The sequence below is a fragment of the Thalassospira sp. UBA848 genome (genome assembly GCF_002295455.1).
In the GTDB taxonomy this organism is placed as follows: Bacteria; Pseudomonadota; Alphaproteobacteria; order Rhodospirillales; family Thalassospiraceae; genus Thalassospira.
Genome location: NZ_DBGS01000068.1, coordinates 1 through 23,242, shown reverse-complemented (window position 1 = coordinate 23,242; position 23,242 = coordinate 1). Strand labels below are relative to the sequence as shown.

At 54.2% G+C, this 23,242-nt stretch carries 28 protein-coding genes; 7 read left to right on the top strand and 21 right to left on the bottom strand.

Features of this window, described 5'->3' with window-relative positions:
• The 12 genes from recO to folK form a co-directional block, all read right to left on the bottom strand.
• Positions 1–200 (bottom strand): DNA repair protein RecO (gene recO, locus B2R48_RS09580; RefSeq protein WP_296999595.1); only part of this gene is annotated, 200 nt, incomplete at its 3' end.
• 9 nt (positions 201–209) lie between these two features.
• On the bottom strand, positions 210–377 hold the full coding sequence (locus B2R48_RS09575) for a hypothetical protein (RefSeq protein ID WP_157088431.1): 168 nt from the start codon (positions 375–377) through the stop codon (positions 210–212).
• Positions 377–607 carry a hypothetical protein gene (locus tag B2R48_RS09570; protein WP_062954795.1) on the bottom strand — a complete coding sequence of 77 codons (231 nt, stop codon included), beginning with the start codon at positions 605–607 and terminating at the stop codon, positions 377–379. Before B2R48_RS09570 ends, B2R48_RS09575 begins: the two co-directional genes overlap by 1 nt.
• Positions 608–656: 49 nt before the next feature.
• The gene (gene era, locus B2R48_RS09565; RefSeq protein ID WP_062954793.1) at positions 657–1,595 is read right to left on the bottom strand and encodes a GTPase Era; all 939 of its coding nucleotides are present in this window, start codon (positions 1,593–1,595) and stop codon (positions 657–659) included.
• Complete coding sequence (gene rnc / locus B2R48_RS09560; protein WP_062954790.1) at positions 1,588–2,271, bottom strand: ribonuclease III; 684 nt, start codon at positions 2,269–2,271, stop codon at positions 1,588–1,590. Before rnc ends, era begins: the two co-directional genes overlap by 8 nt.
• Positions 2,271–3,017 (bottom strand): signal peptidase I, encoded by a 747-nt coding sequence (gene lepB / locus B2R48_RS09555; protein WP_296999592.1) that lies wholly within the window; start codon positions 3,015–3,017, stop codon positions 2,271–2,273. Before lepB ends, rnc begins: the two co-directional genes overlap by 1 nt.
• A 25-nt stretch (positions 3,018–3,042) precedes the next feature.
• Positions 3,043–3,438, bottom strand: coding sequence for a holo-ACP synthase (gene acpS, locus B2R48_RS09550; RefSeq protein ID WP_062954784.1), 396 nt, complete (start codon positions 3,436–3,438; stop codon positions 3,043–3,045).
• Entirely contained in the window at positions 3,439–4,188 is a 750-nt protein-coding gene (locus B2R48_RS09545) for a pyridoxine 5'-phosphate synthase (RefSeq protein WP_296999590.1), read from the bottom strand.
• Positions 4,185–4,895 (bottom strand): DUF2062 domain-containing protein, encoded by a 711-nt coding sequence (locus B2R48_RS09540; RefSeq protein WP_062954780.1) that lies wholly within the window; start codon positions 4,893–4,895, stop codon positions 4,185–4,187. Before B2R48_RS09540 ends, B2R48_RS09545 begins: the two co-directional genes overlap by 4 nt.
• Before the next feature lie 130 nt (positions 4,896–5,025).
• Positions 5,026–7,170 carry a RelA/SpoT family protein gene (locus B2R48_RS09535; RefSeq protein WP_296999588.1) on the bottom strand — a complete coding sequence of 715 codons (2,145 nt, stop codon included), beginning with the start codon at positions 7,168–7,170 and terminating at the stop codon, positions 5,026–5,028.
• 143 nt (positions 7,171–7,313) lie between these two features.
• Positions 7,314–7,646 (bottom strand): DNA-directed RNA polymerase subunit omega, encoded by a 333-nt coding sequence (gene rpoZ, locus B2R48_RS09530; protein ID WP_062954747.1) that lies wholly within the window; start codon positions 7,644–7,646, stop codon positions 7,314–7,316.
• A 112-nt stretch (positions 7,647–7,758) separates the two neighbouring features.
• A complete protein-coding gene (folK, locus tag B2R48_RS09525) occupies positions 7,759–8,307 on the bottom strand; it encodes a 2-amino-4-hydroxy-6-hydroxymethyldihydropteridine diphosphokinase (RefSeq protein WP_296999585.1) in 549 nt (182 codons plus the stop codon).
• Positions 8,308–8,493: 186 nt separating this feature from the next.
• Here folK and B2R48_RS09520 point away from each other — a divergent pair, with 186 nt between their 5' ends.
• The 3 genes from B2R48_RS09520 (at position 8,494) to recQ (ending at position 11,680) form a co-directional block, all read left to right on the top strand.
• The gene (locus B2R48_RS09520) at positions 8,494–9,102 is read left to right on the top strand and encodes an NYN domain-containing protein (protein ID WP_213473267.1); all 609 of its coding nucleotides are present in this window, start codon (positions 8,494–8,496) and stop codon (positions 9,100–9,102) included.
• A gap of 84 nt (positions 9,103–9,186) precedes the next feature.
• Positions 9,187–9,828, top strand: coding sequence for a uracil-DNA glycosylase (locus B2R48_RS09515; RefSeq protein ID WP_062954720.1), 642 nt, complete (start codon positions 9,187–9,189; stop codon positions 9,826–9,828).
• A 19-nt stretch (positions 9,829–9,847) separates the two neighbouring features.
• Positions 9,848–11,680, top strand: coding sequence for a DNA helicase RecQ (gene recQ / locus B2R48_RS09510; protein WP_296999582.1), 1,833 nt, complete (start codon positions 9,848–9,850; stop codon positions 11,678–11,680).
• A 38-nt stretch (positions 11,681–11,718) separates the two neighbouring features.
• On the opposite strand, the gene B2R48_RS09505 is transcribed toward recQ, so the two are convergent.
• From B2R48_RS09505 to dapA, 4 genes are all read right to left on the bottom strand, one after another.
• On the bottom strand, positions 11,719–12,210 hold the full coding sequence (locus B2R48_RS09505; protein WP_296999581.1) for a glutathione peroxidase: 492 nt from the start codon (positions 12,208–12,210) through the stop codon (positions 11,719–11,721).
• A gap of 82 nt (positions 12,211–12,292) precedes the next feature.
• Positions 12,293–12,958: a sulfite oxidase-like oxidoreductase gene (locus tag B2R48_RS09500; protein ID WP_296999580.1), complete on the bottom strand. Its 666-nt coding sequence runs from the start codon at positions 12,956–12,958 to the stop codon at positions 12,293–12,295.
• A gap of 113 nt (positions 12,959–13,071) precedes the next feature.
• The gene (smpB, locus tag B2R48_RS09495) at positions 13,072–13,548 is read right to left on the bottom strand and encodes an SsrA-binding protein SmpB (RefSeq protein ID WP_213473274.1); all 477 of its coding nucleotides are present in this window, start codon (positions 13,546–13,548) and stop codon (positions 13,072–13,074) included.
• A 17-nt stretch (positions 13,549–13,565) separates the two neighbouring features.
• Positions 13,566–14,447, bottom strand: coding sequence for a 4-hydroxy-tetrahydrodipicolinate synthase (gene dapA / locus B2R48_RS09490; RefSeq protein ID WP_062954708.1), 882 nt, complete (start codon positions 14,445–14,447; stop codon positions 13,566–13,568).
• A 208-nt stretch (positions 14,448–14,655) separates the two neighbouring features.
• On the opposite strand from dapA, the gene B2R48_RS09485 reads away from it, so the two are divergent.
• Both B2R48_RS09485 and B2R48_RS09480 read left to right on the top strand, forming a co-directional pair.
• Positions 14,656–16,689 (top strand): lytic transglycosylase domain-containing protein, encoded by a 2,034-nt coding sequence (locus B2R48_RS09485; RefSeq protein WP_213473275.1) that lies wholly within the window; start codon positions 14,656–14,658, stop codon positions 16,687–16,689.
• Between the two features lie 95 nt (positions 16,690–16,784).
• Positions 16,785–17,483 carry a haloacid dehalogenase type II gene (locus B2R48_RS09480; protein ID WP_296999575.1) on the top strand — a complete coding sequence of 233 codons (699 nt, stop codon included), beginning with the start codon at positions 16,785–16,787 and terminating at the stop codon, positions 17,481–17,483.
• Positions 17,484–17,607: 124 nt separating this feature from the next.
• On the opposite strand, the gene B2R48_RS09475 is transcribed toward B2R48_RS09480, so the two are convergent.
• Positions 17,608–18,063, bottom strand: coding sequence for a bactofilin family protein (locus B2R48_RS09475; RefSeq protein ID WP_062954702.1), 456 nt, complete (start codon positions 18,061–18,063; stop codon positions 17,608–17,610).
• A complete protein-coding gene (locus B2R48_RS09470) occupies positions 18,023–19,348 on the bottom strand; it encodes a peptidoglycan DD-metalloendopeptidase family protein (RefSeq protein WP_062954700.1) in 1,326 nt (441 codons plus the stop codon). Before B2R48_RS09470 ends, B2R48_RS09475 begins: the two co-directional genes overlap by 41 nt.
• 220 nt (positions 19,349–19,568) lie before the next feature.
• Between B2R48_RS09470 and B2R48_RS09465 the strand changes: the two genes are divergently transcribed.
• Positions 19,569–20,051, top strand: coding sequence for a phosphatidylglycerophosphatase A family protein (locus B2R48_RS09465; RefSeq protein ID WP_062955246.1), 483 nt, complete (start codon positions 19,569–19,571; stop codon positions 20,049–20,051).
• Positions 20,052–20,056: 5 nt separating this feature from the next.
• Positions 20,057–20,554 (top strand): CinA family protein, encoded by a 498-nt coding sequence (locus B2R48_RS09460; protein ID WP_062955245.1) that lies wholly within the window; start codon positions 20,057–20,059, stop codon positions 20,552–20,554.
• A 3-nt stretch (positions 20,555–20,557) separates the two neighbouring features.
• On the opposite strand, the gene B2R48_RS09455 is transcribed toward B2R48_RS09460, so the two are convergent.
• The 3 genes from B2R48_RS09455 to B2R48_RS09445 form a co-directional block, all read right to left on the bottom strand.
• Positions 20,558–21,022, bottom strand: a complete 465-nt coding sequence (locus B2R48_RS09455; protein ID WP_062954698.1) for a type II toxin-antitoxin system RatA family toxin — start codon at positions 21,020–21,022, stop codon at positions 20,558–20,560.
• Between the two features lie 44 nt (positions 21,023–21,066).
• The gene (lipA, locus tag B2R48_RS09450) at positions 21,067–22,062 is read right to left on the bottom strand and encodes a lipoyl synthase (protein WP_062954695.1); all 996 of its coding nucleotides are present in this window, start codon (positions 22,060–22,062) and stop codon (positions 21,067–21,069) included.
• Positions 22,063–22,188: 126 nt separating this feature from the next.
• Positions 22,189–23,242: dihydrolipoyl dehydrogenase (locus B2R48_RS09445; RefSeq protein ID WP_296999571.1), on the bottom strand; the 1,054-nt coding region annotated here is incomplete at its 5' end.

Here is a 23,242-nt window from a genome sequence, read left to right as displayed (position 1 = left end):
CCAAGATGCTCGGCCAACCGGGCTGACCACCCCACCCGGATTTCATTGCCGGGTTCAAGGGTACCACGCATGGATTTACTGGTTGCACCCCGGACCAGGCCGGCATGACGGCCATAATCGCGGGTCAGAACAGAAAGACGTACCGAGCTTTCACCAAGCTTGCGTGTCGAAAGTACAATACCATCATCCCGCCAATCCATCAGGGCACCCTAGAAAAAGCCACTCGGCACAATCAGACGGGTCACAAGGAAAAAGAACCCAAGCAGGCAAGACGCCAAACTGAACAAGGCAAGACCAAACACGACCTTGCGCAGGATCGGACGGTTGGGGACTTCTTCGATGGCATCTGTCAGCGGATCATTTGAATCATTGCGCATCAGCCGGGTCCTCCGCCAGTTATGCGCCAGAACAAGCCCAGCACAAAAACGGCAATCGCGATCAAAAGGGCAATCAGGTTAAGCGGTTTGTGCAGAAACGATTTCTCGCGTGGCACAGACGCACCGGAATTTCGGTTACGAAACGGCCGTCTGGCAACACGCGCAACAATCATTGCGGCAGCAGCGCCGACAACGATCATGACAATTCCCCAGACGGATCCGATTTCCATTACTTACCCGGCAAATGTTTGGTCACTTGGCATGCCGCCAAAAACGCGATTATGCGTTATGGTCAAGGCCCCACATGGCGAAGCGGTTGGGATCATCCCCCCAGTTTTCGCGCACCTTCACAAACAGGAACAGATGTACTCGGCGCTCGAAAATAGCTTCAAGTTCCTTGCGGGCATCGCTGCCAAGCGCCTTGATCCGTTTGCCACCTTTGCCAAGAATGATGGCCTTTTGACCTTCACGTTCGACAAAGATCGTCTGTTCCAGCTTGACCGACCCATCCTTGCGTTCTTCCCAAAGCTCGGTCTCGACCGTCGCGGAATAGGGAAGCTCCTGCTGAAGCTGGTAGTACAGCTTTTCACGCGTGATCTCAGCCGCCAGAAGACGCAACGGCATATCCGATACATCGTCTTCCGGGAACATCCAAGGACCATCGGGCATCTTCGCAGCAAGGAAGTTCACAAGGTCCTGCGTCCCGGCACCCTTCTTGGCCGAAATCATGAAGACGTCCGTAAACACTTCATGCGCAAACAGGTCTTGTGAAAGCCGCAAAAGCTTTTCCTTGTCCGCAACCTTGTCGACCTTGTTTAGCGCCAGGATCGCCTTGCGATTCTGATCTTTCAGCTGATTGATGATTGCCAAATCTTCATCGGTGACCCCACTTCCGGCATCAATCACCAGAACAACAAGGTCCGCGTCATCCGCACCGTTCCAGGCAGCTTTGACCATTGCGCGGTCAAGACGGCGTTTCGGAGCAAAGATACCCGGGGTATCAATGAAAACGATCTGCGCGTCTTCGGTCATAACGATACCACGGACACGGGTACGGGTCGTCTGGACCTTCGGCGAGACAATCGACACTTTCGTGCCGACCAATTGGTTCAAAAGCGTCGACTTGCCAGCATTCGGTGCACCAACGAGGGCCACAAAGCCACAGCGTTGCTGATAAGGTAATCTGTCTTCGGCCACCGGTTCGGGAACCTCATTCATCACTAAGTTTTTCCAACATCAATTTGGCGGCGAGTTGCTCCGCCTCGCGTTTCGATTTGCCTTCCGCACTGACACTTTCACCGTCTCCGGTGGTCAGTTCGATGGTAAATACCGGCGCGTGGGCCGGACCTTCACGCCCGACCATTTCATATTTCGGCAGCGGCTTGCCCCGCCCCTGAAGCCATTCCTGCAGCTGCGTCTTGGCATCCTGCGGCGGCTTGTTCGCTTCATCCAAAAGCGGCGTCCACAGTTTCTCGATGAAACGCCGGGCCGGTTCAAGCCCACCATCAAGATAGAGTGCGGCAATCACCGCCTCCATGCAATCAGATAAAATCGCCGGGTTGGTGTCCGCACCTGCGGCACGTTCACCCTTTGCCATCTGGATATGTTCACCCAGTTTGATCTGTTCAGCCACCCGTGCAAGGGTCTCGCGACGCACAAGTGCGACAAACCGTTTGGCCATCGCCCCTTCGCGCTCACGTCCGAACCGGGTGTAAAGCATTTCGGCCACAACAAGTCCCAGGACGCGATCGCCAAGAAATTCCAGGCGCTCGTTGCCGCCGCTCAGCATATCCTTGCCCTTGGCCGCACTGCGATGGGTCAGCGCTACCCGCAAAAGATCCGGGTCAGAAAAACCGTGATCAATCTCGGCGATCACCGGCAAGCCGTCGCTCATCAGTTAACCCCCTGAAACAGGCGATCAAAGCGGATGCTGCCAAGATCATAGACCGGCTGGGAGCTATCCTTGGAATAGAACAGGAATTCTGCGCGTCCAACCAGATTTTCGATCGGTACAAAGCGGAAGCGCGACGGGAAAGCACGGCTATCAGCCGAATTGTCGCGATTATCACCCATCATGAAGAAATGACCGTCCGGTACCGTGAAAGCTTCGGTATTGTCGCTCGGCCCCTGATCACCAAACATTTCGAGAATGCGGTGCACACGGCCATTGGGCAGGGTTTCGATATACTGCGGAACTGCGGCAGAACGTCCGCCGCCATCGGTCAGGATATAATCCTCGATGCGCTCGCGCTCGATCATCTTGTTGTTGATGTAAAGACGCCCCTCTTTGACCTGGATGGTGTCACCCGGAAGGCCAATCACGCGTTTGATATAGTCCTGCGACGTATCGGACGGCAGTTTAAAGACAACAACATCGCCACGTTCCGGTTCGCTTTCAAACACACGGCCCGGAATGATCGGCAGGCTGAATGGCATGCTGTGCTTCGAATATCCGTAAGAAAATTTCGAAACAAACAGGTAATCACCAACCAGCAAGGACGGGATCATGGAACCGGAGGGAATATTAAACGGTTCGAAAGCAAAGGTCCGAACCATAAGTGCAATGACAATGGCCCAGAAAACGGTTTTCAAGGTGTCGAGCAATCCACCCGTTTTCTTTTTATGCACAAGCTTTTCCATTCCGTGTTCAACCAATCAATTTTTGTCAATCTGCCGAAATCACCACGACCGCGTTGGCCAGGGGATATTCGTCCGTCAGGGTTACATACACAGATGCAGTTTTCCCTTCCGGGGTCAATTCTTTAAGTCGTTCAAGCGCGCCATCAATCAGCACCATGTCAGGCTTGCCGCTGGGCTGATGCACCACACCCATGGTGTTATGATAAACACCGCGACGAAATCCCGTTCCCAGTGCCTTTGAACACGCTTCCTTGGCGGCAAATGCCATGGCCAGCGAAGATGCAGTGCGATGCGGCTTGCGGGTGGCACGTGCAATCTCGATATCGGTATAGACGCGTTTCATGAAACGCTCGCCATGGCGTTCAAGTGTCGCTTCTATCCGACGGATATCGCACAGATCCGTGCCAATCCCAATAATCATTTACGCATAACCTGCTTGCGTGCGCGCCTCATCCATCAAACGGCGCATTTCGGCAATCGCGGCTTCCAGCCCGACAAACACCGCCTCCCCAATCAGGAAATGGCCGATATTCAGCTCTGCGATCTCTGGCATGGCAGCAATCGGCTGGACAGTTTCAAAGTTCAGACCATGTCCGGCATGCACCTCAAGCCCGATCCCGGCCCCATATTGCACGGCACGACGAATACGGTCCAGTTCGCGGGTACGTTCTTCCTCGGTCTCGGCATCACAATAGGCACCGGTATGGATCTCGACCACCGGCGCACCAAGGCTCTTTGCCGCGTCAAGCTGTGCTTCCGAAGCCTCAATAAACAAAGATACGCGAATGCCCGCCTCGCCCAGTTCAGAGACAAAGTGTTTCAGGTGATTATGTCCACCCGCCGCATCAAGTCCGCCTTCTGTCGTGCGCTCTTCGCGTTTTTCAGGCACGAGGCAAACCGCGTGCGGTTTGGTTTCAAGCGCGATCGCAAGCATCTCGTCAGTTGCCGCCATTTCGAAATTTAATGGCAGATCAACCTCTTCGCGCAGTTTTTTCATATCGTCATCACGGATGTGACGGCGATCTTCGCGCAGATGTGCGGTGATACCATCAGCGCCAGCCGCCTTGGCAAGTGCGGCGGCGCGTATCGGATCGGGCAAGTTCCCGCCTCGCGCGTTTCGAATGGTCGCAACATGGTCAATATTGACCCCAAGGCGCAATTTCGAACTCATGATGTTTCATCCTGCTTTTTGGTGGCATGCTTTGCGGCCGTTCCGATCTTTTCCTTGGCACTTTCAAGCATCGGACCCAAGCCGTGACGTTCAGTCTTTTTCATACGGCGCAAGATACGGTTATGGCGATAAATCACAACAGCCCGCCGGATCGGGAAGTAGAACAGCATCCAGATCACAATTGTCGTCGGTATACAACCAACCACCATCGGCCAGATGATATCAACAATGCCGGCCCACAGTTGCCCAAGGGCCTCTTGGTCCGCACCGTCCCAATTCCCGAAAATCAGTCCGCCGCCGACATAGTTCAACCCAAGAACCACGAATTCCCACAGGACGGCCATATCAAAATGAACGGTCGAACTGCTTGAATGGATACCAAGGATCCAGTTGCCACACGTGTAAAGCCATAGCCAGATAAACGGAAATGTCCACGGATTGCCAACCACCGTCCCCAAAAGGGACGCAACAACGTTGCTGCGCGTCAGCAAGCTTACAAGGGTCGCAATAACAAAGTGGAAACCGATAAACGGCGAAAACGAAACAGCCGCCCCAATGGCAAAGCCCGACGCAATGCTATAGGGCGACCCGGGCAAACGGGCGACCCGATGGGCAAAGTATTGCGACGAACGGCGCCAGCCGCCCCGTGGCCAGACCACGTTGCGTACACGCTGGAAAGAAGAAGGTTTGATGCGGCGCCGAAACATGCGTGGTCAGTTCTGGATCAATCAGGTAACGCTGTGAAATCTTGAAGCATATGGGTAAGTGCTGACCGCGTGATTGGCAAGGCTTTTGCGCCAAATTAACCTAAAAGGTGAAGACGTTTACAGTCTGGCATTATCCGCGGGCACGTTCGACGGCATTTACCACCGGTGTCGCGCGCAGGGCGGCGATAATATTGGTCAGGTGTTTGACATCGACAACATCGATATCGATCAGCATTTCAAAGAAATCTGTCGTGCGATTGGTAAAGCGCAGATTGGTAATGTTGCCATGGTTTTTGGCAATCACGCTGGTAATTGAACTCAACGCGCCCTGCTCGTGGCCAACCGTCAATCCAAGACGACCGATGAAGTGTTCCGGCTCGCCTTCGTTATCCCAACCAACATCAAGCCAACGTTCCGGCTGCTCGGTAAAGGTTTCCAGCGTGTCACAGTCAATCGTATGGATCGTCACGCCCTTGCCTGTCGTGACAATCCCGACAATCCGGTCACCCGGCAATGGATGGCAACATCCGGCATAATGCACGGCCATCCCCGGAATAAGGCCCTTGATCGGGATGGCGTGATCATGTTTGCGCGCCCGAACCTTGTCCAGCGGCACAACCTTGCGCGCCGTTTCCTTGTCCTTGGACCCCGGGAAGACGGCATGAACCACTTCTCGCCCGGTATGATGCCCTGCCCCGACAAGGGTCAGAAGCGCCTCGACCGAAGGCTGCTTGAAGATTTTAAGAACCCCTTCAAGCGCCTTGTCGGAATAGTCATAGCCTTCCTGACGGAACGCCTTTTGCAAGATCGCCTTGCCAAGATCCTTGTACTGGTCTTCCTGCTGTTGGCGGATAAAGCGGCGAATTCGTGCGCGTGCCTTACCGGTAACAACGAACCGCTCCCAGGTCGGATTCGGCGTCTGCGCCTTCGATGTAACGATTTCGACCTGATCGCCATTGTTCAAAACAGTGCGCAACGGCACCATCGCGCCGTTGACCTTAGCCCCGACACAGGTATCCCCGATGTGGGTATGGATCATATAGGCGAAATCAACCGGTGTGGCGCGGGCCGGAAGCGCGATCACATCGCCCTTTGGGCTAAAGCAGAACACCTGATCCTGGAACATCGCAAGCTTGGTATGTTCAAGGAACTCTTCGGGCTCGGATGCATGTTCCAGAATATCAAGAAGATCACGCAGCCAGCGGTATTGAACGCCTTCCTTCTGCGGACCGGTGGGCTCTTCCTGCTTATAGGCCCAGTGCGCGGCAACACCGTTTTCGTTGACCTCGTGCATTTGCCGGGTTCGGATCTGGACCTCGATCCGGTGGTTTTCCGGGCCAAGCACCGTGGTATGAATGGAACGGTATCCGTTCGGTTTTGGCGTCGAGATATAATCCTTGAACCGGCCCGGCACGACTTTGTAATTGGCATGCAGATAGCCAAGAACTTCATAGCATTCCGGCATTTCGCCAACGAGAACACGGAACGCCATAATGTCAGAAAGCTCACCAAAGGTGATGTTCTTGCGCTGCATTTTCTGCCAGATCGAGTATGGGCGTTTTTCACGTCCATAGATGTCGACCTTGAGCCCCTGGTGCGATACCACGTCCTTCAGCTCGGAAACAATCCGGCTGACCACGTTGTCATCCTTCTCACGCAGGAATTCGAGGCGCGCAAGGATCGAATCCCTTGCCTCGGGATTGATATGCTGGAAGGCAAGGTCTTCAAGCTCTTCCTTGATGTCGTGCATACCGATGCGTTCGGCAAGCGGCGCATAAATCTCAAGTGTTTCGGCCGCGATCCTGACCCGTTTTTCGGGTTTGGAAATATAGTGCAGGGTCCGCATATTGTGCAGACGGTCCGCCAGCTTGACCAGCAGAACGCGAATGTCTTCTGACATCGCCAAAAGCAGTTTTCGGAAGTTTTCTGCCTGCTTGGAATCTGCGGACTTCAGTTCAATCTGTGTCAGCTTGGTCACACCATCGACCAGCTTCATGATGTTGGGCCCGAAAAGCTTGGTGATCTCTTCGGGGGTCGCATCGGTATCTTCGATGGTGTCGTGCAGAAGCGCGGTGATGATCGTGTCGCAATCGAGCTTGTAATTCGTCAGAATGCCTGCGACTTCGATCGGATGCGAAAAATACGGATCACCCGATGCGCGCTTTTGCGAACCGTGTTTCTGGGTTGCATAGACATATGCCCGGTTCAGCGTGGTTTCACACGCATCGGGGTCGTATGTCTTAACCCGTTCAACAAGTTCGTATTGGCGCATCATTCAGGGGCATCTCCGCGATACTCGGCATGGGGACAAAACCATCCCCTTCTCATAAGATAGTACGATCTGGACAAAAAAAAGCCACGGAAGATAAACACCGTGGCTCTTCTTTTGGAAAGGTTCAGATCAAAACCAGTCTGACCTTATTCTTCTTCCGACGGAGCAACGACGCCAGCAGATGCGTCTTCAACCGCGTCAGCAACCAGTTTCGGACCGAAATCGTCTTCGGCTTCTTCCGGCTCGTCGGTTTCAACATGCCGCTGCAGACCCTGCACCATGCCATTGCGCAGTTCGTCGAAATCAACCTTTACTTCGGCGATTTCGCGCAGCGCAACAACCGGGTTCTTGTCGTTGTCACGATCAATGGTCAGTTCTGCACCGGCCGAAATGTTGCGTGCACGCTGAGCAGCAAGCATTACAAGCTCAAAGCGGTTCGGAATCTTGTCAACGCAATCTTCGACGGTAACGCGCGCCATAAATGTCTCCAGAAATACTTTTGGGGTGTCCAGACCGAGCTTTATAGCGCCGGATTACTTGTGTTGCAACAGCGAAACCACTCTTTCGGGCAGGTTTTCTTGCGCGTGATTTTCAGCTTTCGGCCTGTTTGCGAATTTGCTGATCGTCAGGCAAGTCAGAAATCAGATCCTTGATGCTGCGTCCAAGAACCGGATGTACCCAGTCGTCAACAACATCATGCAATGGCAAAAGAACGAATGCCCGCTCGGCCATGCGCGGATGAGGCACCTGTATGCCGCCCTCCTCGCGCAACAATTCACGACCATAGGCAATCAGATCAAGATCTATGACACGGGCTGCATTGCGTTCGCGTCGCACGCGCCCGAATTCGGATTCAACTTCGTGCAAACGTTCAAGCAGATCGTGCGCAGACAGTTCCGTCGAAATGCGTGCAACGCCATTCACGTACCAGGGCTGGTCAGAAATCGGAACCGGTGCGGTTTCATAAAACGATGACACAAGATCAATCGAAATATCGCCATTTTCGGCCAAACGACGCAGGGCGGCTTTCAATGTTTGTGCAGGCGCACCATATTCCTCGGTAGGCAAATTTGCACCGAAAGCGATCAGGATCGCGTCATCCGCGTTCGTGCCGGTGTTTGTCGGTGATAATTTGCGCACAAAGAAGACTTTCAGTTCAGTGTCTGGACGGAACAATTGGATCGGAAAGACGGCATATCTAAGGGAGCCATCATACTCTGTCCACGATATTTTCGCCTTTCTTTGTATCCTGTGCCACGGTAGATATTAAGTGTTCCGTTTTTTTGGGAACTGCATAATTAAATTTGATGTTTGAGGAATTTTACGATGATTTTTTACCCGCAGGAACGCATCGGGTTGTTTATTGACGGCTCCAACCTGTACGCCGCAGCCCGGGCTCTTGGCTTTGATATTGATTACAAACGCCTTTTAGAACTTTTTTCCCAAAAAGGTCAGCTTATCCGCGCCTTCTACTATACCGCCCTGATCGAGGATCAGGAATATTCCCCGATCCGCCCGCTCGTCGACTGGCTTGATTATAACGGCTACACCATGGTCACCAAACCGACCAAGGAATTCACCGATGCAACCGGTCGCCGCAAGATCAAGGGCAACATGGATATCGAGTTGGCAATTGACGTCATGGAAATGGCGCAACACCTTGATCATGTTGTGATTTTCTCCGGGGACGGTGACTTCCGTCGCCTGGTCGACGCGATCCAGCGTAAAGGCGTTCGCGTCACGGTGGTATCGACCGTAAAATCCAACCCCCCGATGGTCGCCGACGAACTGCGCCGCCAGGCCGATAACTTTATCGAATTGACCGAACTCGAAGGCACCATCGCCCGCAAGGTTCAGCAACGCCGCGACGATGACCATCCTGATATAGATGATCATCCGGAACATCCTGATCTGGATGAATTCACTTACGATTGATCGTGACTGCGTGTCACCCGTCACCCTGCCCTGATCACCACCGGTCACAGCCCGCACTGTGACCGGCAAAAAGTCAGACATGCCATGACCGCCTATCAGCAACCCGATATCGATTGTCAGCTTTGCCCGCGCCTTGTTGAATTTCGCCGTAAAAATCAGGAAAAATTCCCCGATTTCCACAACGGCCCCGTGCGGCCATTCGGCCCGCTTGATGCACGCCTTTTGATTGTTGGTCTTGCGCCCGGACTTAAAGGGGCAAATGCCACCGGGCGTCCCTTTACCGGGGATTACGCGGGCGATCTTCTTTATGACACGCTCAAGAAGTTCGGTTTTGCCAAGGGCACCTATGACAAACGCCCTGATGACGGGCTGGAACTGCTTGATTGCCGCATCACCAATGCCGTGAAATGCGTACCACCGGAAAACAAGCCGACCGGGCCAGAAGCCAATACCTGCCGTCCGTTCCTGATCAGCGAATTTGATGCGATGAAAAACCTGTCTGCCATCCTGTGCCTTGGACAGGTTGCCCATCAGGCGATGTTGCGAACCTTCGGACTTAAGCTGTCATCGCTGAAATTCGGCCATGGCGCTTCGCATAAAATGGAAAATGGCATCACATTGTTTGATAGCTATCACTGTTCGCGCTACAACACCCAGACCTATCGCCTGACGCCAGAGATGTTTGAAAACGTCTTTGCCGGAATTCGTGCACATCTGGACGGTTAATTTGCCCGATACATCACCCATGCCCGACCTTCTCGACCGGCCTGCACAACGTCAGCCGATTGACGTTCTGCAAGAAGTGTTCGGCTATGACAGCTTTCGCGGCCAACAGGCTGAAATCATTGACCATGTCATTTCAGGAAACGATGCACTTGTCCTGATGCCGACCGGCGGCGGCAAGTCGCTTTGCTATCAGGTTCCGGCACTCTGCCGTCCGGGTACCGCTGTTGTCGTATCACCGCTGATTGCACTGATGAAAGATCAGGTTGATGCGCTCAACCAGCTTGGCGTCAAGGCCGCCTTTATCAATTCAACACTCGCCCCAGACGCAGCGCGCGAAATTGAAACGCGTGCCGTTGATGGCGACATCGACCTTCTTTATGTCGCCCCTGAACGTTTCGCTTCTGACCGGTTTTTGAATTTGCTGGACCGGATCAGCATTTCATTGTTTGCGATTGATGAAGCGCACTGTGTATCGCAGTGGGGCCATGATTTTCGCCCGGAATATCGCCGTCTTGACCTGCTGCCAACACGCTTTGCCCATGTGCCGCGCATTGCACTGACGGCAACGGCCGACACCCCGACGCGCAAGGATATCGCAGAAAACCTGCACCTTACCGATGCCCAATGCTTCATCACCGGTTTTGATCGGCCGAATATCACCTATCGCATTGAAACCAAGGGCAATGCCAAGCAGCGCCTGTTGTCGTTCCTTAATCGCGAACACGCGAAGGATGCAGGCATCGTCTATTGCCTGTCACGGCGCAAGACCGAAGACGTCGCGCAGTGGCTGTCTGATAACGGCCGTCCGGCCTTGCCATATCACGCCGGACTGACACAGGAAACGCGACAACTTCATCAGGATCGCTTCCTGCGTGAAGACGGGCTGATCATTTGTGCGACCGTGGCGTTTGGCATGGGCATCGACAAACCGAATGTCCGTTTTGTCGCCCACCTCAACTTGCCCAAAAGCATGGAAGCCTACTATCAGGAAACCGGGCGCGCCGGACGTGATGGATTACCGGCCAACGCATGGATGAATTACGACCTGTCTGACATTGTTTCGATCCGAAGCATGGTCGCCGGTTCCGAGGCACCCGAAGCCCAAAAACGCATTGAATCGCGCAAGCTTGACGCACTTGTTGGACTGGCAGAAACCACCAAATGCCGTCGCCAGGTGATCCTGTCCTATTTCGGCGAAGACCGGCACGACCCATGTGGCAATTGCGATACCTGCTTGGAACCGGTTGAAACATGGGATGCAACACAGGCATCGCGCAAGGCACTTTCAGCGGTTTATCGCACAGGCCAACGTTTTGGCCCGGCGCATGTCATCGAAGTCCTGATGGGCCGCAAAACTGAAAAAATCCGCCAGAATGGCCATGACCAGCTTTCCGTCTATGCAATCGGCAAGGACATCGCCCAGCCACAATGGCGATCGGTCTTTCGGCAGCTTCTGGCAATGGGCTACCTGCAAGTCGATGTCGAAGGCCATGGCGGCGTTTACCTGACCGAGGAATCCCGACCGGTTCTGCGTGGGGAAAAAGTCGTCGAAATGCGCAAGGACCCCGGTGAAAACAAGCGCGCCATGACCAAACGCCTGCGTGATTTCGATACAGAGTTCGAAAACGAGGAAGACCGCGACCTTTGGGAACGTCTGCGCACCTTGCGTCGTGAACTGGCCACCAGCCAGAACGTCCCGCCCTATGTCATTTTCAGTGACCGGACACTTTGGGAAATGGTGCGCTTCAAACCCCGCACCCTCGAAGACATGGCATCCATCAACGGTGTCGGCGTCAAGAAGCTTGATCAGTATGGATTGCCGTTTCTTGATGTCATGGACGGACGGCGGTAACCCGCCGCCCTGTCAAGTCGCAGGCAGAAACTGTCAATTTACAGGCTTGCGCGAATGGCGCTGACAATTTCCTCGTCTTCCGGTTTGGTGCGGCTGTCAAAGCTTTTCACAAGCTTGCCGTCGCGACCAATCAGATACTTATGGAAATTCCATTGCGGGGCGTTTTCCGCGCCCAGTTCTTGCTCCGCCCATTTGTAGAACGGGTGGGCATCAGGCCCCTTGACCGTGGTTTTCGATGTCAGCGGGAAATCGACATCAAAATTGACCTCGCAGAAATCAAGGATATCGGCGTCCTCACTGTATTCCTGCCCGCCAAAGTCGGCCGACGGCACACCAAGAACAACAAGCCCTTCGTCGCGGTAATCTTCCCACAGTTTTTGCAGGCCGGTATATTGGGGCGTAAACCCGCACATCGAGGCGGTATTTACCAGCAGAACGACCTTGTCGTTATACTCTGAAAGATGGATTTCACCGGCATCAATCGCCGGGAAAGAAAAATCATAAGCCGATGGCGCATCATCCGATGCCATTGTCTCCCTCCAGGACAAGCTTGCAACAACAGTGGTAAAGACAAAGAATACAACGAACTGAAGGCTTTTTCCATTCCGTCGATCAGTCCGTATCATATCGCTCCTCCGTCCACGGGTCGGCATTGTTGTGATATCCCCGTTCTTCCCAGAATCCCGGCTTGTCATCGCGGGCAAAGGTGATCTTTTTTACCCATTTTGCACTCTTCCAGAAATAAAGCTTCGGAATCACAACGCGCAGCGGCCCGCCATGCTCCTCGCCAAGAGGTTCACCCTCCCGATGATGGGCCAGTAGCACGTCGTCATCAAGGAACTGCTCGAGCCGAACATTGGTCGTATAGCCGTCATGGGCGGTAAACAGGACGTGACGCGCTGCCGGCAATGGCTCAACAAGCGCGGCCAAAGTTTTTGCCAAAACACCCTGCCAGTGATTGTCGTAGCGCGACCAACTGGTCACACAGTGAATATCGTTCGTGGCCGTGACATGCGGAAGATCCAGCAGATCGGAAAAGCTTAATGTCACAGGCTTTTTGACCTGCCCATTGATTTCAAGCTGATAGTCGTCCGCCGACACATGCGGCGTGATTCCCAGGTCAAGCACAGGCCAATCCGTCACCAGTCGCTGGCCCGGCGGCAAGCGGTTTGCACGTTCAGTGTCCGGTGCGCCCGTCATCAAACGCCCGTCCTCGGCCCACTTGCGCTTGGCCGCAATCAACTTGTCCTTGATCTTGCCTGAAAAGCTCTCAGTCACGGGATGTTCCTTCGTTGCTGATAAGGGCATACGAAAAATGGCGCCAACATGTTCACCATGTCAGCGCCATTTAGGGTCTGGCAAGTCACAAGCATGCGACCGACAAATAATAATCAGCCGAAGTCACGCATGATCCGCGCCTTGTCACGCTGCCAATCGCGTTCCTTGACGGTTTCACGCTTGTCGGCCTTTTTCTTGCCCTCGGCGATGGCGAGTTCGAGTTTCGCAATTCCGCGCTCATTGAAATACAGTTTGACCGGAACAAGGGTGAAACCCTTCTTGTTCAGGGCATCGTGCATCTTGGTGATTTCGCGTTTGTGCAACAGCAATTTACGCGGTCGGCGCTCTTCGTGGCCGAACGGCATTTTGCTTTGATATTCCGGGATATAGGCGTTGATCAGCCATACTTCCCCATTCTTCGCTTCGGCATAGGATTCCTGAATATTCCCCTTGCCGTCACGAAGCGATTTAACTTCTGTACCGCGCAAGGCGATGCCGGCTTCGAATGTTTCCGTCAGGAAATAATCGAAGCGGGCCCGCCGGTTTTGCGCGACAATCTTGTTGTTACTTGTTTCTTTTTTGGGTGCCATAAGACGCTTGTTATCGCTTAATGGCCGAGAATACCGGCATTTTTCAACGCGGCTTCGACCTTGCGTTTCGATTCTTCGGCAATCTCGACCATCGGCAGACGCATGTGGCTGCCGCACAGACCAAGAAGCTCGGCGGCGTATTTCACCGGTCCGGGGCTGGATTCACAGAACATCGCCTTGTGAACCGGCATCAGTCGATAGTTCAACTCCTGAACCTTGGAAATGTTCCCGGCAGCCCAAGCCGCATGCAGATCAGCACAAAGCTTCGGTGCGATATTCGACGTTACCGAAATGCAGCCATGTCCACCCTGTGCCAAGAACGGAACAATCGTGCCGTCCTCGCCCGACAGCTGGCAGAAATCGGCGCCGGCCGCCAGACGGGTCAATGCCGGGCGCTCCAGATCACTGGTCGCATCCTTGACACCAACAATGCGTGGCAATTTGGCAAGCTCGGCCATGGTATCGACATTCATATCCACGATCGACCGTCCCGGAATGTTGTAAATCACAATCGGGATATCGGTCGCGTCATGAACCGCCTTGAAATGCGCATACAGGCCCTTTTGGGTCGGCTTGTTATAATATGGTGTCACAACAAGTGCGGCATCCGCGCCAGCATTCTGCGCATGACGGGTCAACGATACGGCTTCAGCGGTCGAGTTTGAACCCGTGCCGGCAATCACCGGCCCACGGCCCTTGGCAACTTCAAGTGCCAGTTCAACAACGCGATGGTGTTCGGCATGGCTAAGGGTCGGAGATTCACCCGTGGTTCCGACTGGCACAACACCCGTCGTGCCCTGTTTAAGTTGCCAATCCACAAAAGACTGGAACGCCTTTTCATCAATCGCACCATCTTGCGTGAATGGTGTGATCAAAGCTGTGATTGAACCCTTAAACATAGAGATCTCCAAATTCGGGATATATTGAAAGCGGTCGCGAAAATAGCCGCTGTTGGGGTTTCCCGCAAGCACTGTATACGATTATCCAGACGATCCTTGATCGGGTCGGAAATTTCCCGTCAGGACTGTTTGGCTTTTATCAAATTCGCTGCCATAATGCCGGGCTCGGGAGAGCATTCGTTGCCGCAAGGCACAAGGGGAACATCACATGGCGCAAGCGTCTTTCCGCAAGATCTCGATCTGCGCATTGGCACTGGGCTTATCGATACTGATACCAGGTAGTTATCAGGTGCAGGCCGCAACGAATGAAGACAGCGTTCTTCAGACGCAGCCGCCCTCGCCGCTTTATTCGGCCGTCAGTCGGGCGCGCCTGAACGCCTTTCTTGATGCTGTTGAAGACGGCAAGACAGATACCTTCAAGCAACTTCTGACCAATTTTGATGATCCTCTGCTGCAAAAGGCAGCCGAATGGATGCTTTTGACCGCACCAAACTCCGGTCACAGCTTCGAGGAAATCACCGCCTTTATTGACGCCCATCCGAAATGGCCAAGTCAGGCTTTGCTTCGCCAACGCGCCGAAGAAGCCATGACCGATGCCGTGCCCGACGACGAAATTCTGGCCTGGTTCAAACGATCCGCGCCGGTGACGGCTGATGGCGCAACCCGCCAGATCAAGGCATTGCTGGGTGCCGGGCAGGAATCGGCTGCCATTGCACTGGTGCGTCACAGCTGGATTAACGAGAATTTCGGCAGCGGTCAGGAACGCCGCTTCCTTGATCGCTACGGCGAATACATTGATCAGGAAACCCATCAACAGCGGCTCGACCGCCTGTTGTGGGAAGGTCGCCTTACGACGGCCGCGCGCATGATGAAGCATGTCAACGAGGATTACCGTCGCCTGGCCGAGGCCCGCGCATCCCTGCGTGCCATGCGTGGCGGTGTTGATGGTGCAATCAATCGCGTACCGGAAAAGTATCGCGATGATCCGGGCCTGATTTACGAACGCGTCCGCTGGCGCCGCAAAAAGGACCGTGACCAGGATGCGCGTGACCTCCTGCTGTCACAGGCCAATGATCTCGCCTATATTTCTATCCGTCCGCAATACTGGTGGCTGGAAAAAGCCATTCTTGCACGGCGTGCCCTGCAAAAGGGCCATATCACCGATGCCTATCGCCTTGTCGCCAACCATGGTCAGGTGGATGCCGGTGATATTGCCGAGGCAGAATGGTATGCAGGCTGGATCGCGCTTGAATTTCTCGGTGATGCCGACATTGCGTTGACCCACTTCCAGAACCTTTATGATGTCGTGCAATACCCGATCAGCCTTGCACGCGGCTCCTATTGGGCGGGCCGTGCCAACGAGGCCCTTGGCGATGAAAAACGCGCCAGGGAATGGTACACAATTGCCGCCGATCACGCCCACACATTCTATGGCCAGCTCGCCATCGACAAGCTTGGCAGCAAACCATCCTATTCCGTTGAACAACCGGTTCCAACGCCGGAACAGCGCGCCGCGTTCGAAGCTCAGGAACTCACACAGGTTGTGCGCAAGCTGGGCGCGATGGGCCTTGGCAACATCATTCGGCCCTTCATCATGGCGCTGGTTTACGAACATGATGAACCTGAATACCTTGCCATGGCGACAGATCTCGCACGCGAATATGGCCGCACCGACCTTGGCATTATTGCCGCAAAGCGCAGTATTCGCACCGGCAGTGGCTATCTTGATGCCGCCTACCCGATCCACGAACAGGTTCCGCTGGGTCGTGCCCCGGATCCGGCATTGGTTCACGCAATCATGCGCCAGGAAAGCCTGTTTAATCCAAATGCGATTTCGTCGGCCGGTGCACGCGGCTTGATGCAGCTGATGCCTGCCACGGCAAAGCGCATGGCGCAGTCGCTGAAACTCGATTACAACACCGATCGTTTAACCGAAGATCCGTCTTTCAATATTGCAGTTGGGCGCGCCTATATACGCCGACTGCTTGATCGCTGGGATGGTCAGGAAGTCCTGACAATCGCCAGCTACAATGCCGGGCCGACCCGCGTACGCCAGTGGATCAACGAATATGGTGATCCGCGCGACCCGGACGTCGATCTGGTCGACTGGATCGAAATGATCCCCTATAGCGAGACCCGAAACTACGTTCAGCGCGTAATGGAGGGAACTTATGTCTATCGCCGGCGTTTTGCCCGCGACGAGATCGCAATGGGCCAAAGTGACACTGAAGGCGCAGAATAGGGATATAACGGCACAAACGCCGTGTTCCATGATTTGCGCTTGCGGGTATGCACCCCATATTTGATCAATACTGCTTGTCAGAAGAGGTCAGCAATATGTCCGATAACGCACTGTCTTCCTGCCGTGCTTTTGTCTTCGATGCCTATGGCACCCTGTTTGATGTCGGGTCAGCCGTCGCCAAGTTGCGCGACAGCGTTGGCGATGAGGCAGATCGCCTTTCAACGCTTTGGCGACAGAAACAACTTGAATATACATGGCTGCGCAGCCTGATGGGCGAATTTGCCGATTTTTGGACCGTTACGGGCGATGCCCTTGATTACGCGCTTGACCAGATTGGCAAAAAAGATCCGGTACTGCGTGCCAAGCTGATGGACACCTATCTGTCGCTTGATACCTTCCCGGAAGTCGTCGAAACGCTCAAGACGCTGAAGAAACAAGGGCACAAGCTGGCCATTCTGTCAAACGGGGCGAAGCATATGCTGATTTCGTCCGCCAAAGCATCGGGCATTCTGTCGCTGTTTGATCAGATCATCTGTGTCGATGATCTCAAGACGTACAAACCCCATCCCGATGTTTACCAGCTTGCCGTCGACAAGCTTGAAGTTGAACCGGCCGAAATTTCGTTCCAGTCATCCAATGGCTGGGACATCGCCGGTGCCGGACATTTCGGCTTCCGCACCGCCTGGATCAACCGCGCACATAGCCCGGCAGAACGACTGTCACACACGGCAGACGTGGTTCTGAACGGCCTTGATGAATTGCTGCCGCTGGTCGGTGAACCGCAAAAGGCCTGAACGGCCCATAACCAACAAAGAAAAAGGCAGGTTCCGCCTCTGGAACCTGCCTTTTTTGTTTCTGTACCGGGTTCTGGAAATGGCCGGACCCGCCATCCAAAACCGGATCAAATCACTTAAGCGATTATTTGTTTTCTTTCTTCACGTTGGCCGCAACCACCTGGCCTGCCTGAATAACTGTCAGGCCGCCTTCTTCCGCACTTTCGATACGGCGGCAATGGCCTTCGATATGGGCGCCCGGTTCGATTGAAAGGCTTTCATGAAGAATATCGCCGATCATGCGTGCGGTATCTGAAAGTGAAACATCTTTCGCACGGACCTGACCGACAACCGAACCGCAAATGCGGATTTTATCGGCAACGATTTCGCCGCGTACTTCGCCATTCTGGCCAATGGTAAGTGTCCGGGTGCGAATATCGCCATTGACCGAACCATCCACCTGCACGTCGGATTCCGAAATCAGATCCCCGGTAACACGGAGATCAGCATTGATGACCGAAAGGCCACCCTTTTTCTCAGCAGTCGAGTTGCTGCCGTTCTTACTCGTTGTTTGTGTCGTCTTGCTCGCTTTTGAAAACATAACGTCCCGCCTCAATAAATTTTACAGGATTGACCGGCTTATTATTGACCAGAACTTCATAATGCACGTGACTACCGGTACTGCGGCCCGTGCTTCCCATAAGGGCAATGTGATCCTGGTACTGCACTTCGTCGCCCTTCTTTACGAGGACCTTGTATAAGTGGCCATAGCGGGTACGAACACCGTTCCCATGATCAATTTCGACCATCTTCCCGTATTTGCCACTCCATCCGGCATGCACCACTTTTCCCGGTGCCGTTGCCAAAATTGGTGTCTTGATCGGTCCGGCAAGATCAACACCGGAATGAAAAGCCCAACGACCATTGATCGGGTCTTTTCGTTTACCGAACGAACTCGATAAATAGTATTTCGTCGCCGGTTCGCCGATTGGCGTCCTTTTTATTCTGTCATGCAGATTGGCAAGGTGATCCATACGATCATTCAGTGCCACTGCAGTATTCACAAATTCCTCGTCCTGCGGATGTTCGGGCTCGAATGCCACGAACGGACCACCAACACCAGGCTGGTCTGGCTTCATCGGCGGCAGGATGAAGGTTTCCGGCTGCAATCCGGTCATCTCAAGAACATTCTCAAGCTCAAGAATGGTGGTATCCGCTGTCTGGGCGACACGCTGCATCGCCTGTTGCTGGATCGAATGCAAATCGGCAATACGCTGGCGTGCCTGGCTCAGTTCACCTTGAAGCTTCTTGGACCGCTGCAATGCCTGATCACGTTCGCGCATGACCCGTGACATCACGGTTTCAACCGTTTCCAATTCATCGCGCAGCGCAAGGTTACGGTTGGTAATGCCGTCAATCTGACCCTGCAGGGCATTCATCTGATTGTCCATCGACGTGCGAAGCGCGGAAATCCGGACTTTTTCCTTCTCGCTCGTCGCAAGCTTGGACGTATAATCCTGTACCCGCGCCTGAAGCTGCAGGTTCTTTTCAGCCATCGACAACAGGTTGCGATGGGTGTCTTCCATTTGGGCGGTAATCTCGCCAAAACGTCGTTGGCTATCGGTAACACGCGCAATCAGGCGGTTATAGGACAGCTCGCTTCTGAACAGCTGTTCTTCACGCATCGCAAGACGCTGGTCAAGATACCAGCTATAACCTGTGACGCCCACGGTCCAGGTAATAACTGCCGCCCCGAAAGAGGCCAATGCGACCTGCGCATATTTTCCAAGCCGAAGCTGGTAAACAGAATCATTTGACCGGATAAGCAACTGCCGATCCGGAAACCATTTATCCACCACCCGACGAATGCGTTCAAACGCCGACATATTCAGTGTCTAACCCCTAGTTGCCCGTATGCACGCCCGGTTTACCCGATTATGCAGAGTTTATGACCCCGCCTGCGACTTTGTCGCCTTTTCTTTACGCTACCTGTAACTCAGCGTTCAAGCAAGCCTGTTAACACATCCTTAATCGCAAAATTTTCACCTCCATCCCTTATGCTGTGTTACCAATCACCATCTTTCACATCCTATGCGTTTGCTGCAAATGGCGTTTTACAGATTTCTGATCACCTTTGCCGCCACCTGGTTTTACAGCGGCAAAAGTCCCAAGGCCCCCGGCACAGCCGGATCATTTGCCGCCCTGCCCTTTGGCTGGTTAATTTGGGCGTATGGCGGCAATAGCGCACTCATCTTTGCCAGTATCGCCATCTTTGCCATCGGTGTCTGGGCAGCACATATGTATAGCCACATGCTCGGCATACATGACGCAGGTGAAATCGTCATTGACGAGGTTGTCGGCCAATGGATGTGCCTGCTTGTCGTTCCACTTGCCGGTGAATGGATGGACCTTGTCTGGCTGTTTGCCGCCTTCGTTGCCTTCCGCTTTTTTGACGTGCTCAAACCCTGGCCGATACGCTGGGTTGATCGACGCGTGGACGGTGGCTTTGGTATTATGTTCGATGATGTACTGGCTGGCCTTTTTGCGATGATTGCATTGGCCATCCTTGTTCACCTGATTGGTGGATGACCGACATGACGCATGACACCGATCTTCTTGATGCAGCAAGCAGCCTGATTGCACGATGCAAGGCCAAGGGCGAGATGATCGCAACCGCTGAATCCTGCACGGGCGGCCTGATCACGGGCACACTGACCGGCGTGGATGGCAGTTCATCGGTGGTCGATTGCGGGTTTGTGACCTATTCGAACGAGGCCAAGCATCACCTGATCGGCGTTGGCAACGACCTGCTGGCCGAATATGGCGCTGTCTCGGAACCGGTTGCGCGTGCGATGTGTGAAGGTGCGCTTGATCGTGCACCCAATGCCACCATCGCCGTTTCGGTCACCGGCATTGCCGGTCCGGGTGGCGGAACGGATACCAAACCGGTCGGACTGGTTCATTTTGGTTGTGCGGCCAAGGGGCGCGATACCATCACGACCCACACGGTCTTTCCCGGTGATCGTCACACCGTGCGCAAGGCAACGGTCCTCAAGGCCTTTGCCCTGATTGAAGAAATGCTGGATCGCTAGGAATCAGGCCTGATTTTCAGATGTCGGCAATTTCGGCTCGCCATACACTTCGCGGGCACGGGTTTCAAACGCCCCCACCATCATCTTGACGGCTTCGTTAAACACAACGCCGATCATTTTCTGCAAAAGTGCTGACCGAAACTCGAAATCGACAAAGAAATCAAGCGACGTGCCGCCATCCTCGTCCTCCTCAAATACCCAGTGATTGTTAAGGTACTTGAACGGCCCTTGCAGATATTCAACATCAACCCGGTCCGGGCGTTGCAGGGTTACCTGGGATGTGTATTTCTCGCGAAACATCTTAAAGCCGATCACCAGATCGGCCTTCAGCACATCGCCATCGCGCTTGCGCACGCGCGACGCGACACACCACGGCAGAAATTCCGAGTAGGAATCGATATCCGCAACGAGATCAAAGAGTTGTTCCGGCGTATAGGGCAGTTTCCTGCGCTCTGCATGCGTCGGCACTCGATATCTCCCCTGATCGTCGCGTAATTGGTTTGATCTGACTTTTACTGCGCGGCGGTAACCGCGTCCGCCTTGGCCTTTGCGGCTTCTGCGGCGGCCAGCTTTCTCTCGCGGGCTTCACGCAGCTGCTCGAAGTCGCGGTCGGCATGATAGCTCGAACGTGTCAGCGGCGTCGCCGATACCATCAAGAAGCCCTTGCCACGCGCCATAGACGCATAATCATCAAATTCGTCCGGCGTGACGAACTTGTGGACCGGCTCGTGCTTCAGGGTCGGCTGCAGATATTGGCCAATCGTCAGGAAGTCGACATCTGCCACACGCAGATCATCCATCACCTGTGCCAGTTCCTTGCGCTCTTCACCCAGACCAACCATCAGGCCGGATTTGGTAAAGATCGTCGGGTCAATCTGCTTGACGCGATCAAGAATGCGCAGCGACTGGTAATAGCGCGCGCCCGGTCGGATATTGGTATAAAGCCGCGGCACGGTTTCAAGATTGTGGTTGAACACGTCCGGACGCGCTTTGGCAACGATTTCAACCGCACCCGGCTTGTCACGGAAGTCCGGCGTCAGGATTTCAATCGTCGTTTCCGGCGACTTGTGACGGATCGCCTCGATCACGCGGGCAAAATGTGCTGCCCCGCCATCGGCCAGATCATCACGGTCCACCGACGTAATCACAACATGCTTAAGCTGCATGTCTGCAACCGCCATCGCCAGGTTTTCCGGCTCGAACGGATCCAGCGCATTTGGCATGCCCGTTTTGACGTTACAGAACGAACATGCACGCGTGCAGGTATCGCCCATGATCATGAAGGATGCGTGTTTCTTTTGCCAGCATTCGCCGATATTCGGGCATGCGGCTTCTTCACAAACGGTATGAAGGTTCAGGCCACGCGCAAGTTCGCGGGTTTCCTGATAGCCCTTGGAGGTCGGAGCCTTGACCCTGATCCAGGACGGTTTGCGCCCCGATGGGCGGTCTGGCCGTTTCTGCTTTTCCGGGTGACGAACGGGTTTCTGTTCGCTGGGCGCCGTCGACATAGAGTTACCTCCGAAGGATTGGACGGGCGGCAATTTGCCGCCACGCCGCGCATTTGTCAAACCGACATTCGTAAAAAGGTGATCATACCGGGCATGTCCGCCCGGCACGACACAACGTCTTAAGCTTTAGAAGTGGATCGCACGGCCATAGGCGTCAAGGACCGACTCATGCATCATTTCCGACAGCGTCGGATGCGGGAAGACCGTATGCATCAAATCTTCCTCGGTCGTTTCAAGGCCCATCGCAACCACAAAGCCCTGGATCAGCTCGGTCACTTCCGCACCCACCATGTGCGCGCCAAGCAACTCACCAGTCTTGGCATCAAACACGGTCTTCACCAGACCTTCGGCTTCGCCAAGGGCAACCGCCTTGCCGTTGCCGATGAACGGGAACTTGCCGACCTTGACTTCATAACCGGCATCTTTGGCCTTGGCTTCGGTCAGACCAACACTTGCCACCTGCGGATGGCAATAGGTGCAACCCGGAATCTTGCGCGGATCAATCGGATGAACGCCTTTGACACCGGCAATCTTTTCAATGCAAACAACACCTTCGTGCTCTGCCTTGTGCGCCAGCATCGGCGGACCTGCAACATCACCAATGGCATAGATGCCCGGCTCTGCGGTTGCCGAATATTCATCCGTGCCGATCACATTGCGATCAACCTTGACCTTGGTGGTTTCAAGACCAAGACCTTCGGTATTACCGATGACACCCACGGCCGAAATCACGCGATCAACGGTCAATTCCTGTTTCTTGCCGTCCTTGGTTTCGACCGTGACGACAACGTTATCGGAATTGCGTTTCAGATTGGCGACCTTGGCTTCGGTCAGGATCTTCATCCCGTCCTTGGTCATCATTTTCTGCGCCAGACCTGCGACTTCCTTGTCTTCAACCGGCATGATCTGCGGCATGATTTCCACCACGGTCACATCCGCACCCATGGTGTGGTAGAAGCTGGCAAACTCGATCCCGATGGCACCGGAACCCACCACAACAAGGCTTTTGGGCATCTTGTCTGGCGTCATCGCCTTTTTGTAATCCCAAACAACCTTGCCGTCGGCCTCAAGACCCGGCAGTGAACGGGCACGTGCACCGGTCGCGATGATATAGTTCTTCGCCGTATAGGTGCCCTTGTCCTTGCCTTCGACCACAATCTTTTTCGGGCCGTCGAACTTG

Excerpts from the sequence above, each read along its gene's own strand:
- B2R48_RS09545 (WP_296999590.1), bottom strand. The coding sequence starts at position 4,188 with ATGAGTTCGAAATTGCGCCTTGGGGTCAATATTGACCATGTTGCGACC.
- lipA (WP_062954695.1), bottom strand. The coding sequence starts at position 22,062 with ATGTCGACGGCGCCCAGCGAACAGAAACCCGTTCGTCACCCGGAAAAG.
- era (WP_062954793.1), bottom strand. The coding sequence starts at position 1,595 with ATGAATGAGGTTCCCGAACCGGTGGCCGAAGACAGATTACCTTATCAG.
- rpoZ (WP_062954747.1), bottom strand. The coding sequence starts at position 7,646 with ATGGCGCGCGTTACCGTCGAAGATTGCGTTGACAAGATTCCGAACCGC.
- smpB (WP_213473274.1), bottom strand. The coding sequence starts at position 13,548 with ATGGCACCCAAAAAAGAAACAAGTAACAACAAGATTGTCGCGCAAAAC.
- dapA (WP_062954708.1), bottom strand. The coding sequence starts at position 14,447 with ATGTTTAAGGGTTCAATCACAGCTTTGATCACACCATTCACGCAAGAT.
- recQ (WP_296999582.1), top strand. The coding sequence starts at position 9,848 with ATGCCCGACCTTCTCGACCGGCCTGCACAACGTCAGCCGATTGACGTT.
- B2R48_RS09485 (WP_213473275.1), top strand. The coding sequence starts at position 14,656 with ATGGCGCAAGCGTCTTTCCGCAAGATCTCGATCTGCGCATTGGCACTG.
- B2R48_RS09470 (WP_062954700.1), bottom strand. The coding sequence starts at position 19,348 with ATGTCGGCGTTTGAACGCATTCGTCGGGTGGTGGATAAATGGTTTCCG.
- B2R48_RS09570 (WP_062954795.1), bottom strand. The coding sequence starts at position 607 with ATGGAAATCGGATCCGTCTGGGGAATTGTCATGATCGTTGTCGGCGCT.
- B2R48_RS09515 (WP_062954720.1), top strand. The coding sequence starts at position 9,187 with ATGACCGCCTATCAGCAACCCGATATCGATTGTCAGCTTTGCCCGCGC.
- B2R48_RS09465 (WP_062955246.1), top strand. The coding sequence starts at position 19,569 with ATGGCGTTTTACAGATTTCTGATCACCTTTGCCGCCACCTGGTTTTAC.
- B2R48_RS09480 (WP_296999575.1), top strand. The coding sequence starts at position 16,785 with ATGTCCGATAACGCACTGTCTTCCTGCCGTGCTTTTGTCTTCGATGCC.
- B2R48_RS09520 (WP_213473267.1), top strand. The coding sequence starts at position 8,494 with ATGATTTTTTACCCGCAGGAACGCATCGGGTTGTTTATTGACGGCTCC.
- B2R48_RS09540 (WP_062954780.1), bottom strand. The coding sequence starts at position 4,895 with ATGTTTCGGCGCCGCATCAAACCTTCTTCTTTCCAGCGTGTACGCAAC.
- rnc (WP_062954790.1), bottom strand. The coding sequence starts at position 2,271 with ATGAGCGACGGCTTGCCGGTGATCGCCGAGATTGATCACGGTTTTTCT.
- acpS (WP_062954784.1), bottom strand. The coding sequence starts at position 3,438 with ATGATTATTGGGATTGGCACGGATCTGTGCGATATCCGTCGGATAGAA.
- B2R48_RS09460 (WP_062955245.1), top strand. The coding sequence starts at position 20,057 with ATGACGCATGACACCGATCTTCTTGATGCAGCAAGCAGCCTGATTGCA.
- lepB (WP_296999592.1), bottom strand. The coding sequence starts at position 3,017 with ATGGAAAAGCTTGTGCATAAAAAGAAAACGGGTGGATTGCTCGACACC.
- B2R48_RS09575 (WP_157088431.1), bottom strand. The coding sequence starts at position 377 with ATGCGCAATGATTCAAATGATCCGCTGACAGATGCCATCGAAGAAGTC.
- B2R48_RS09535 (WP_296999588.1), bottom strand. The coding sequence starts at position 7,170 with ATGATGCGCCAATACGAACTTGTTGAACGGGTTAAGACATACGACCCC.
- B2R48_RS09475 (WP_062954702.1), bottom strand. The coding sequence starts at position 18,063 with ATGTTTTCAAAAGCGAGCAAGACGACACAAACAACGAGTAAGAACGGC.
- B2R48_RS09505 (WP_296999581.1), bottom strand. The coding sequence starts at position 12,210 with ATGGCATCGGATGATGCGCCATCGGCTTATGATTTTTCTTTCCCGGCG.